This window comes from Providencia sp. M-27, assembly GCF_011077905.1.
Taxonomy (GTDB): Bacteria; Pseudomonadota; Gammaproteobacteria; order Enterobacterales; family Enterobacteriaceae; genus Providencia; species Providencia huaxiensis.
Map to the genome: position 1 here is coordinate 80,996 of NZ_JAALBT010000007.1, position 12,181 is coordinate 93,176.

General features: G+C 37.2%; 11 protein-coding genes. 5 read left to right on the top strand and 6 right to left on the bottom strand.

What is annotated here, in order from left to right:
* Positions 1 to 270: 270 nt before the first annotated feature.
* From G6Q48_RS11795 to G6Q48_RS11810, 4 genes are all read right to left on the bottom strand, one after another.
* The gene (locus G6Q48_RS11795) at positions 271 to 465 is read right to left on the bottom strand and encodes a hypothetical protein (RefSeq protein WP_102138963.1); all 195 of its coding nucleotides are present in this window, start codon (positions 463 to 465) and stop codon (positions 271 to 273) included.
* 204 nt (positions 466 to 669) lie between these two features.
* Positions 670 to 1,134, bottom strand: coding sequence for a hypothetical protein (locus G6Q48_RS11800; protein WP_102138964.1), 465 nt, complete (start codon positions 1,132 to 1,134; stop codon positions 670 to 672).
* A 107-nt stretch (positions 1,135 to 1,241) separates the two neighbouring features.
* On the bottom strand, positions 1,242 to 2,633 hold the full coding sequence (locus tag G6Q48_RS11805) for a Cu(+)/Ag(+) sensor histidine kinase (RefSeq protein WP_166266626.1): 1,392 nt from the start codon (positions 2,631 to 2,633) through the stop codon (positions 1,242 to 1,244).
* Positions 2,626 to 3,309 (bottom strand): heavy metal response regulator transcription factor, encoded by a 684-nt coding sequence (locus tag G6Q48_RS11810; RefSeq protein ID WP_102138966.1) that lies wholly within the window; start codon positions 3,307 to 3,309, stop codon positions 2,626 to 2,628. The genes G6Q48_RS11805 and G6Q48_RS11810 overlap by 8 nt, the downstream gene beginning before the upstream one ends.
* A 154-nt stretch (positions 3,310 to 3,463) precedes the next feature.
* Between G6Q48_RS11810 and G6Q48_RS11815 the strand changes: the two genes are divergently transcribed.
* Genes G6Q48_RS11815 through G6Q48_RS11835 form a run of 5 tightly spaced genes read left to right on the top strand, consistent with a single transcriptional unit; the run spans position 3,464 to position 10,118 of the window.
* On the top strand, positions 3,464 to 4,873 hold the full coding sequence (locus G6Q48_RS11815) for an efflux transporter outer membrane subunit (protein WP_166266628.1): 1,410 nt from the start codon (positions 3,464 to 3,466) through the stop codon (positions 4,871 to 4,873).
* Positions 4,874 to 4,881: 8 nt separating this feature from the next.
* Positions 4,882 to 5,223 carry a copper-binding protein gene (locus G6Q48_RS11820; RefSeq protein ID WP_229597530.1) on the top strand — a complete coding sequence of 114 codons (342 nt, stop codon included), beginning with the start codon at positions 4,882 to 4,884 and terminating at the stop codon, positions 5,221 to 5,223.
* A 17-nt stretch (positions 5,224 to 5,240) separates the two neighbouring features.
* Positions 5,241 to 6,509: an efflux RND transporter periplasmic adaptor subunit gene (locus G6Q48_RS11825; protein WP_166266630.1), complete on the top strand. Its 1,269-nt coding sequence runs from the start codon at positions 5,241 to 5,243 to the stop codon at positions 6,507 to 6,509.
* Between the two features lie 3 nt (positions 6,510 to 6,512).
* On the top strand, positions 6,513 to 9,650 hold the full coding sequence (locus tag G6Q48_RS11830) for an efflux RND transporter permease subunit (protein WP_166266632.1): 3,138 nt from the start codon (positions 6,513 to 6,515) through the stop codon (positions 9,648 to 9,650).
* Between the two features lie 45 nt (positions 9,651 to 9,695).
* Entirely contained in the window at positions 9,696 to 10,118 is a 423-nt protein-coding gene (locus tag G6Q48_RS11835; RefSeq protein ID WP_102138971.1) for a DUF411 domain-containing protein, read from the top strand.
* Between the two features lie 48 nt (positions 10,119 to 10,166).
* Here the strand turns inward: G6Q48_RS11835 and G6Q48_RS11840 are convergent, their stop codons facing one another.
* Entirely contained in the window at positions 10,167 to 11,159 is a 993-nt protein-coding gene (locus G6Q48_RS11840) for an aldo/keto reductase (RefSeq protein WP_166266634.1), read from the bottom strand.
* A gap of 199 nt (positions 11,160 to 11,358) precedes the next feature.
* The gene (yaaA, locus tag G6Q48_RS11845; protein ID WP_166266636.1) at positions 11,359 to 12,135 is read right to left on the bottom strand and encodes a peroxide stress protein YaaA; all 777 of its coding nucleotides are present in this window, start codon (positions 12,133 to 12,135) and stop codon (positions 11,359 to 11,361) included.
* Positions 12,136 to 12,181: the final 46 nt, after the last annotated feature.

Below are 12,181 nucleotides of genomic sequence, written 5' to 3' on the forward strand. Positions count from 1 at the left end.
AATTAGTTATATAACTAATAAACCCTTAGTGATTAAAGTAATTAATTAGCAATTGATGATGTAATATTTTATTTTCTAATTAATTTTATAGTTGTGTGTGGGGTATTTTTTGAAAAAAGGGTAAAGTGGGGATTTTTAAATTTGGTCCCACTTTACTTTTGATTTAACCGCATATAGACCAGTATTTCCGAAGAGAGTATATTAAATGGATATAGGGCTATACATTATGAGGAAAATATTCTTTAAATTTTATTTGGTATCTTATTGCTTTTATTCGATGTTCAGCCAAACATCATCATCATCTCCATTTTTTACTTGAAACCAAACATCATCATCATCTCCGTTATAGGCTATTTTTAAGTCTATACTTAGGATAGGTGGCTCTGGCGGGAAGGGAAGAATAGGGGTAGCCAAAGAGAGTGCTGGAAATAATAAAGATGCAAGTATGATTGATTTTTTAAACATATAATCGCCTTTTAAAGTTAATATTAAAATGAACTGCCTAGAAATAATAAACTATTTTTTTTGATGTTCAATAAATAGCTTCATTTGTTTTTAATAAAAAATGAAATGGGTTTAATAAAATTGAATGCGAGGGGGTTAGGCTTATTTTGATTGATTTAAAACCATATTAATTAGTTATTTGATAATATGGTTTTAAAATTTCAATTAATTATTTTTTAAATTTTCTATTATTTTACTTTGAATCGATTCTGATGAGCTGTTTTTATGAAAGCTTAACATAGTGACTGCTTTTTCATTTTCATTCATTTCGGAAAATGATTTCGCAACTTTTACTGCCGGTTGTTTATAGTTAGGTGATAGGCTTTGGTGGCGACTGATCATACTTTGCATTATTGGTGATGTATTGTTTTGCGTAAAACTCAATGCAGCAGCAGCTTGGGCGTGTTCATCTAACTCAAGGAATGACTGAGTTGAATTGATATCATTATTGGTCGAAATACCCGCTTTACTTAAATGGCTATTAATCGATTTTAAATTAGAATAAGAAGTATTGTTTTCAGTGAAATTTAATGCATTTGCAGCATTATAATGTATTTCTTTTTCAGTTTGAGCGGCAGATACATGTCCTGTTACAGCTACAAGTGTTAAAGCAAAAATAAATTTTTTCATTGTGAACCCTTATTAAGTTAAATAGTTTATCTTATAACTATAATAAGGCTTTATTTCTGTCTGAATACTGACAACAAAATGACAAAATTGCCATTTATGGTAGACATTCAATTTGGTTTCATAGGTAAAAATACAGTAAAGCGTGTTGAAAAATCATCTGATTTTACAGAGATCCTGCCTTTATGCGCTAATATAATTGATTTGACGATTGCCAACCCAATTCCACTTCCTTCATTTTTTCTTTGCCTTGATTTATCTACTCGATAAAATCTATCAAAGAGTTTTTCTAAGTGTTCTTCGGGTATTTTTATACCGGGATTGCTGATGATTAATTCAATACCCTCTTTTACATTTGAAATGTTAATGCTGACAGAGTCACCCCTTGGGGTGTAGCGGATAGCATTTGATAATAAATTAGTAATCGCTCTTCTTAACATGTCTTTATCGGCCATAATAGGATTAGTGTCCCCAATTAGCTTAAGTTTTATTTCATTCTCTTCAGCGAGATATTCAAAATAATCAAATATGAGCTCTATTTCAGTTTTAATATTAATGATTTTTTTCTCTGGGATAAGCCTATTATCATCTGCTTGAGCAAGAAAAAGCATATCAGAGATCATTCGTGATAGTCGGTTATATTCTTCCAAATTAGAATATAACACTTCAGCTAGCTCTTCTTTACTGCGGTTTTTACTCAAAGATATTTGAGTTTCAGTCATTAAATTAGTGATTGGTGTACGCATTTCATGAGCAATATCTGCCGAAAAATTTGTTTGCCTTACGAAAACATCTTCAATTTTTACTAACATCTGATTAAATGATTTTGTTAATTGCTTCAATTCATTAGGTACAGAATCAGGATCTAAACGGACGCTTAAGTTTTCGGATGTGACATTTTTTATTTCATCGCTTACATCTTTAAGGGGTTTTAATCCCTTTATCACAAGGAAATAAACGACAAGAATAGTAAATAAGCACAGTATAATTGCACTGATAATCAAACTGTTTATTAATGAGCTCAGATAATCATGATGAAAATTTAATGATAGCGCAGTAACTAATCGATATTGTTTAGGCTCTGAAGGAGGGCCCACCTGAATAAGACTTTCTGATAGACGATAATCTTTGAGCTCTACGTCTTGGTTATTTTTATCAGGATCATAATTTTTTAAGTGCGTAATAAGTTTATCTGTTGCATTGGGAGATACTAATGTATTTCCTTTATTATCAATGAGATAAATGGTAACATCTTGATGCTCATTAATAATGGTTTTAATTCGTGCGTATTGCTCACTTTGTGGATCTGAATTGCCATTTAATAAGCTTTGGATCGTTAAATTCAACTGGTTAAGTGTGTATTCATCTTGCTGCTTAAAATGTAACATAACTGAGTTGATCATGATCGAGCTAAATAATAGTAAGGCGAGGGAGAGAGTAATACTGATCAAAACAATAAGACGAATTGAAATAGAGACAGGAGATCGAAACAGCTTAATCATTTTCAGGGATCTCGAGTAAATAGCCCATCCCTCTAATGGTATGAATCAATTTAGGTTCATAGCCTTGATCTATTTTAGCCCTCAGCCTTTTAACTGCAACATCAATGACATTGGTATCACTATCAAAATTCATATCCCAAACTTTTGAGGCGATAAGAGAACGAGAAAGAACTTCGCCTTGGTGAAGAATAAAAAATTCCAATAATGAAAATTCTTTACTGGTGAGTATAATTTTATCATTTTCACGTGTAACGCGTCGTTTGATCAGGTCAACATGCAAATTAGCAATGGTAAATTGTGTTTTTTGGATGCTGTTATTGCCTCTGCGTAATAAAGTTCTTACTCGAGCAAGTAGCTCAGAAAAATCAAATGGCTTAACAAGATAATCGTCAGCACCTATCTCTAACCCTTTGACTCGATGTTCAACATTACCTAAAGCAGTAAGCATGAGGATTGGCGTATTTTTTCCTGTATTGCGTAAGTTTTTAGCAATCTCCCAGCCATTAATATCTGGCAACATCACATCAAGAATAATTAAATCATAGTCTTCAGTTGTCGCCATATGCAGGCCTGTAATGCCATTTTCGATTGCATCAACAATAAACCCGGACTCACTTAAGCCTTTAGATAAGTATTCTCTTGTTTTATGTTCATCTTCAACAATAAGTAGTTTCATCTCAGGCCCTGCAGTCAGGAAAACAATGTAATCATTCTAAGCACTATGGCAACGAAATGTAAAATGACAAATTTGTCATTTTCATGTCATGAATCTAACAGGAGGCCTTTTTTACTATAGTGACAATTTTAATCACTAGAGGCATGGCTATACCATGTATTCCCCTAAAATATTAATAATAGCTTATGCCCTAATTTTGACTGGTTGTGTTTCGCTTGCCCCTGAATATCAACGCCCTAATTTTAATTTGCCTCATCAATTCAGTGGCAATGTTTCTGATGTAGTAACGCGGGATAAAACAGCGCGGGATAAAACAGAATTAGCAATACCAAGTTGGTCTCAATTTATTCAAGACCCACAAATGAAAAGCGTGATAGAAATTGCGCTTGAGAAAAACAGTGATTTATATCTTGCGGCCTTAGATGTAGAAGAAGCTCGTGTGCGTTTTGGGCTAGCGGGAGCAGAAAAATATCCTCAAATTAGTTCATCGATGAGCGGCGATTATAGCCAATCATTAGAGTCTGGGTCATCCTTCAATAAGAAATACAGTGCAGGCGTTGATATCAGCTATGAACTGGATTTTTTTGGGCGTATTAAAAACTTATCTGATGCCGATAAAGCAAAGTTTATTGCTTCTCAAGAGATGAAGCGTGCGACACAAATTATCACAATCAAAACGGTAGCAGAGGCGTATTTAGATGTGGTGTATAACCAGAAATTATTATTAATTTCGCAAGAGACGAAGCAAAGCTACCTCAATAGTCAATCGATTGTAATGCAAAAAGTGGCGGCAGGAAAAGCCGCGCTATCAGACCTAGAACAAGCTAAAGGGCAAGTACAGTCTATTTCTATTAATATCGAAAAAATTGAAAGTGAAATTGCAAAAAATGAAAATTTACTGAATTTTTTGACAAATGACTACGCAACAAAAATAAATTTAGATCTAGGACGCTACGAGCCAAACTATCCTTTAATTACAACTCCTTCAGATATTCCCTCTGAAATATTATTAAAACGCCCAGATATTATGGCTGCGGAGCAAAATATTATTTCTGAGAATGCCAATATAGGTGTAGCAAGAGCCGCTTTCTTTCCTTCTATTTCCTTTAATACAGGAATTGAAAACAGTAATGATTCTTTAACAGGGTTATTTGATTCTTCAAATGGTATTTGGAATTTTATTCCTAAAATTACGCTACCTATTTTTACTGGTGGTACAAATAGCCGAAACTTAGAGTTAGCAAATATTAGAAAAAATAAAGCGATTACTAATTACGAAAAAAGTATTCAAGTAGCATTTCGAGAAGTGAAAGATGCCTTAGTGATCAAATCGAGTTTAGAAAAACAACTCATCTCCCAAGTGCAATATGTCAACACGCTGCAAAACGTCTTAACACAGAAACAAGCGAGTTATCGATATGGCAGTTTGAGCTATCTCGATGTTCTTGAAGCACAGCGTAGCTTATTTACCGAACAACAAAATTTATTGATGTTGAAAATAGAACAGCAGAAGAATGAAATAAATTTATTCTCTGCATTAGGTGGCGGATTAATAAAATCATGAGGGTAACAATGAAAAAATTAAATACAGTATTTTTTGCAATTTCAATGGCGATGTTAACAGCAACTAGTTATGCAAATGCTGCTGAACATAACCACTCTATTTATCCAGAAAAAGTCGCAGAGCCGACAATCAATACCGAAGGAACGCTAATCTCGATTGATAAAGATAATAAAAAGTTAACAATAAATCATAAAGAAATTCAAAGTATTGGCTGGCCACCAATGACGATGCGTTTTACCTATGAAGATGAAAATATGATTAACGGCTTACAAGAAAATGATGAATTAAAATTTTCATTTGTACAACAAGGCAATCTTTCAATGTTGAAATCCGTCGAAAAGATAAACTAAATAGGTAGAGAGATGTTATGTCATTAGTTAACCTGACCAAATTGCTATTGGTAATTATTTTATCGAGCGTTATTTCAATTTTATTTTACCGATATTTTTTCGTTGTAGAAAATAATAGCCAACCAGTTGAAAAACAAGAACGCACCGTATTGTATTGGTATGACCCGATGTATCCCAATACCAAGTTTGATCAACCAGGGAAATCCCCGTTTATGGACATGGATCTTGTTCCTAAATATGCGGATGAAAACTTGGCTTCAGCGAATAGCAAAGGGATAACAATTAACCCAACACAGACACAAAATTTAGGACTTAAAACGGTGGATGTAAAGTGGGGGAAATTAAGCTATGACTTAACATTTCCAGGCGAAATTGCATTTAATGATCATCAATTCGCTATCGTGCAAGCGCGAGAAAATGGTTTCGTTGAAAAAGTTTACCCATTCACCGTTGGTGAGAGGATCCAAAAAGGGGTTCCTATTGCTGATCTAACGATCCCTGCATGGGTTGAAGCGCAAAGTGAATATCTTGCACTCAAGCAGATGAATGCGAGCCAGCAAGATCTTAATAGCGTCATTGAGCGTTTACGTTTAAATGGCATGCCAGAGGGAGCACTTTCTCAGTTTATTAAAACAGGAAAAGTCCAATCACGTTTTACGATCCAAGCACCTATTTCAGGGGTAATTACTGCACTTAATCTACGTTTAGGGATGAACGTATCTAAAGAAGTTGTTATTGCACAAATACAAGGAACAGATCCATTATGGATTAATGCCTCTGTTCCTCAGTCAGTTGCTGAATTACTGAATAAACAAACAGAATTTACAGTTTCTATTCCCGCTTATCCTTCACAGTTATTTACTGTAAAAAACTGGCTGATATTACCTAGCGCAGACCAAGCAAGTCGTACAATTAATATTCGTACAGAAATTGCGGACCCTAGCCATTTATTAAAACCGGGTATGACTGCATATTTGAATTTAGTTGCAGAAGGTAATGAAAGTTTATTGATCCCTTCACAAGCCATTGTGGATTCAGGGAAAGAACAACATGTTATTGCTGTTGGTGAGAATGGTGAATTTATTCCGAAAAGAGTACGAGTGCTCAGTGAATCTCAACAAATGACGGCAATATCTGAAGGGCTACAAGTGGGTGAGCATATTGTGACTCAGGGGATTTTCCTGATTGATTCCGAAGCGAATATTGCGGGAGCATTAGCCAAGATGGAAGCACTTCCTGAACCTTCAGCGTCATCTAATCATTCATCACATAAATCTCAGGAGTAGAGTATGTTGGAATGGATTATAAGACGCTCAGTCGCTAATCGCTTTTTAGTCCTAATGGGAGTCATGTTTTTAGTTATTGCGGGTATTTGGAGTATCCGCAGTACACCTGTTGATGCATTACCTGACTTATCTGATGTACAAGTGATCATCAAAACCACTTATCCAGGGCAAGCGCCCCAACTGGTCGAAAACCAAGTCACATACCCAATAACGACGACGATGTTATCTGTGCCGGGAGCAAAAACGGTACGGGGTTTTTCTGCATTTGGTGACTCATATGTTTATGTTATTTTTGAAGATAATACAGATTTATACTGGGCTCGTTCACGCGTTTTAGAATATTTAAATCAAGTCCAAAACCAATTGCCAAAAGGTGCGGTAGCCTCTATTGGCCCTGATGCGACAGGGGTTGGCTGGGTTTTTGAATATGCTTTAGTGGACAAAACAGGAAAGCATAATCTAGCTGAACTGCGCTCATTACAAGATTGGTTTTTGAAATATGAATTGAAGGCTTTGCCAAATGTTTCCGAAGTTGCAACCGTCGGAGGTGTGGTTAAATCTTATCAAATCTTAGTTGACCCGCTCAAGCTCAGCCAATTTTCTGTGACATTACCTGAAATAAAACAGGCAGTTGAAATGGCTAACCAAGAAGCGGGTGGCTCATCGATTGAAATTGCTGAAGCTGAATATATGGTTAGAGCGAGTGGCTATCTTCAATCTATTGATGATTTCAATAAAATCTACCTAAAAACTCCCGAAAATGGCGTGCCAATTTACCTACAAGATGTTGCTCGAATACAGGAAGGCCCCGAAATGCGTCGTGGGGTTGCTGAGCTAAATGGGGAAGGCGAGGTAGTTGGTGGTATTATCTTGCTTCGCTCAGGTGAAAATGCACGTAATGTGATCCATGATGTAAAACAGAAACTTGAAGATTTAAGTGCCAGTTTACCGGAAGGCATCGAAATTATTACAACTTATGATAGAAGTATTCTTATTGATAACGCGATTGATAATTTAAGCTATAAGTTGCTAGAAGAATTTATTGTTGTCGCATTGGTGTGCGCTATCTTCCTATGGCATTTCCGTTCTGCATTAGTCGCAATTATTTCCTTGCCTCTCGGATTATTTATTGCCTTTATTGTCATGCGTTATCAAGGAATAAATGCAAATATTATGTCATTGGGGGGGATTGCAATTGCTATCGGGGCAATGGTAGATGCCGCCATTGTGATGATCGAAAATGCACATAAAAAATTAGAAAAATGGCAACATGAAAATGAAGGTAAAGCCATTGATAATGCCCAGCGTTGGAAAGTTATTACTGACTCTGCTGTTGAAGTTGGGCCAGCATTATTTATCAGTTTATTAATTATCACATTGTCTTTTATTCCTATCTTTACGTTGGAAGGACAAGAAGGCCGTTTATTTGGCCCACTCGCATTTACAAAAACCTATGCCATGGCGGGGGCTGCAGCGTTAGCGTTAATTGTGATTCCAATCCTAATGGGGTATTGGATCCGCGGTAATATTCCAAATGAAAATAAAAATCCACTGAATCGTTGGTTGATTGCTCTCTACAGTCCTATTCTAATTAAGGTATTAGCATGGCCGAAGACCACCTTATTAATTGGTTTCTTATCTTTATTTACCGTGATATGGCCATTAAAACATTTAGGGGGGGAATTTCTTCCTGCGATTAATGAAGGTGACTTACTTTATATGCCTTCAACACTGCCGGGAGTTTCGCCTGCCCAAGCGGCATTTTTACTACAAAATACAGATAAGCTAATCAAAACTATTCCTGAGGTCGATACGGTATTTGGTAAAGTCGGTAAAGCTGAAACGGCAACGGACTCAGCCCCTATGGAGATGATTGAAACAACGATACGTTTGAAGCCGCAAGCAGAGTGGCGAGAAGGGATGACACTTGAAAAAATTATTGATGAGCTTGATGAAACCGTGCGTCTGCCCGGGGTTGCAAACTTATGGGTTCCGCCTATTCGCAATCGTATTGACATGTTATCTACGGGAGTCAAAAGCCCTATAGGCATCAAAGTGTCAGGAAGAGATCTTGATGAGATCGATGCATTAGCCCAAGAAATTGAAAAAGTGACAAAATCGGTTCCCGGGGTTGTTTCTGTTTTGGCTGAGCGATTGGTTGGTGGGCGTTATATTGATGTCAAAATTGACAGAGAAAAAGCGGCACGTTTTGGCATGAGTATCAGTGATGTACAAGTTTATATTTCAATGGCGACTGGTGGGGAAATGATCGGGGAAACGGTTGAAGGGATTGAGCGTTACCCAATTAGCATAAGATATCCTCAAGATTACCGAAATAGCGTATCTGCGATGAAGTTATTACCAATTTTAACGCCGAGCAAACAGCAAATTGTGCTTAGTGATGTTGCGGATGTATCCGTGAATATGGGCGCTCCAATGTTGAAAACAGAGAACGCAAGACCGACTAGCTGGATTTATATTGATGCGCGTGATCGCGATATGGTCTCTGTTATTAAAGATATTGATGCCGCAATAAAAGATAACATCCAAATGAAGCCGGGCTTGAGTTATTCCTTTACGGGACAATTTGAATTGCTCGAAAGAGCCAACCAAAAATTAATGTTAATGGTTCCTGCTACCATACTGATTATTTTTGTCCTGCTTTATTTAGCATTCAGACGATTTAGTGAAGCATTACTGATTTTATTAAGCTTACCTTTTGCTTTAGTGGGCGCTATTTGGTTCCTTTATTGGATGAACTTTAATTTATCGGTTGCAACAGGGACAGGGTTTATTGCATTGGCAGGTGTAGCCGCTGAATTTGGCGTAGTTATGTTGATTTATTTACGCCATGCAATCGAAGATAAAGAAAAACAGCAAGGAATAAGCAAGTTATCAAACCAAGATTTAGACCATGCATTATATGAAGGTGCTGTTTTACGTGTCCGTCCTAAAGCCATGACAGTTGCCGTAATTTTAGCGGGTTTATTGCCAATATTACTTGGGACAGGAGTCGGTTCGGAAGTCATGAGCCGTATAGCAGCACCGATGATTGGCGGTATGATCACCGCGCCATTATTGTCCCTATTTATTATTCCAGCAGCTTATAAATTAATCTGCCAGTTACGCCATAAAAAATAGACACTTTTTAAGTACTCGTCATTATTATTGATAAGGTAAATAGCAATGAAAAAGATAATTTTAGGTGGAATGTTTTTACTCTCATTTTCTGCATTTTCTCAAAACCAGAGCGTGCAATTGTATAAAGATGCAAATTGTGGCTGCTGCCAATTATGGGGAGAAGGGGTTAAAAAAGCAGGGTATGACGTTGTGGTCAATGAAATCAGTTATGATGACTTGAACAAACTGAATGATGAGCTGAATGTGCCATACAACTTACGCAGTTGCCATATCGCTAAATACAAAGGTAAGGTGATTGTTGGTCATGTTCCTGTCAGCAGTCTTGATGCGATTGATACCTTACCGGCGGATGTGGTAGGAATTTCTGTTCCGGGTATGCCAATTGGTAGCCTAGGGATGGAGCAGCCGGATGGCCGTACTCAGCCTTATTCTGTGGTGCAGTTTAAAGCAAATGGGGAATATCGTTAATTAAGATAAAATTTATTAAGTTGCAGGGTTATCTGCAACTTATTGGTTTTATTCGCTTTCTAATATTAATTCGATGGCTTTGAGTTCTTCTTGCGTAAAATTACGATTTTTTAGGATCCCCATTGCATCATCAATTTGGCTAATACGGCTTGCACCGATGAGAACGGAAGTGATCCTATCATGTCTAAGTAACCAGGCTAAGGCCATTTGGTTTAACTTCTGCCCTCTTTTTACCGCCAATTCATTCAATTGTTTAACTTTTGATAAAATGGTTGAGGTGAGCCTTTCAGGGGGTAAAGAAGGGTTGCCTGCCGCGCGTGAATCAGCAGGAATGCCATTAAGGTAGCGATCAGTTAAAATTCCACCGGCTAGCGGAGAATACGCAATAGAGCCCACCCCTTCTTCTTCCAGTAAATCGAGTAAATCTTCTTCGGGAGTGCGTTCTAGCATGGAGTATTTAGGCTGGTGGATCAAGCAAGGGGTCCCCAATTCATTGAGAATACCAATTGCTTCTTTGGCTAAATTGGTTGGGTAATTAGAAATCCCTACATACAGGGCCTTTCCTTGGCGAACAATGAGATCTAGCGCTCCCATGGTTTCTTCTAATGGGGTATTGGGATCAGGTCGATGATGATAAAAGATATCCACATAATCCAAGCCCATTCGCTTCAAGCTTTGGTTAAGGCTTGCAACCAAATATTTTTTACTTCCCCAGTCACCATAAGGGCCATCCCACATAGTGAAACCCGCTTTTGATGAAATGATCATTTCATCACGATAAGGCAGAAAATCTTGTTGCATGATTTGGCCAAATGTACTCTCGGCAGATCCAGGAGGTGGCCCATAATTATTAGCCAGATCGAAATGGGTGATCCCAAGGTCAAAAGCATGACGAAGCATGGCTTGGCAGTTATCAACGGGTTTGTTATTACCAAAGTTGTGCCATAACCCTAATGAAATGAGTGGTAATCGTAACCCGCTACGGCCACATAAACGATATTCCATTTCGTTATAGCGCTTTGATGATGCAACATAAGGCATACTTCACCTCCAAAATAGTGGGTAAAACCTCAACTTATACTGTCATAAAGCTAAAAAGCAGGCTGAGGAATCAATGCTAATTTGTTATTGGCTAGAAAGTTTATAAATAAACTGTGATAGAGCTGGAAAAAAGAATGAAGTATTTTGAAATACGTGGGTATCGGCTGTGCGCTAGTCCCCACGTTTTATGTATTAAGAATTAAGCTTGTTCTGAACGAGTAAATACCAGCTCGTTACCTTTAGATTGGCTTTTATCAAATTGATAGCCTTCCAAATTAAAATCAGCCAGTTGGTCTGTTGTCGTCAATTTATTTTGGATAATAAAGCGGCTCATTAAACCCCGTGCTTTTTTTGCATAAAAACTGATAACTTTATATTTACCATTCTTTTCATCAAGGAAAACAGGTTTGATGATTTGACCATCCAATTTCTTCGTATTCACGGATTTGAAGTACTCATCAGAAGCTAGGTTGATCAATATTTGGTCTTTCTGTTCTGCTAAGGCGTGATTTAACTGTTTGGTGATAATGTCTCCCCAAAACTCATACAAATCTTTTCCGCGGGTATTTTTTAAACGAATTCCCATTTCTAAGCGATAAGGCTGCATTAAATCTAGCGGTCTTAAAATACCGTAAAGACCTGATAATATGCGTAAATGGGATTGGGCAAACGCAAAATCGTCTTGCGAAAAGGTTTCAGCTTGCATTCCAGTATAAACATCCCCCTTGAAAGCGAGGATCGCTTGGCGTGCATTTTCTGGGGTAAAGTCCGCATGCCATTCTTCAAAACGAGCAGCGTTGAGCCCTGCAAGTTTATCACTAATTTTCATTAAACTGGCGATATCCGCAGGGGTTAACTTACGACAGACATTAATTAATTTTTGAGACTCAGTGAGTAATTCAGGCTGAGTAAATTGCTGCGTCGCAAGTGGGCTTTCGTAGTCTAATGTTTTTGCAGGTGAAATTGTAATAAGCATGACTTGACCCTTTATAAAGAATGATACTGCTTACTTTAGCAAAAAT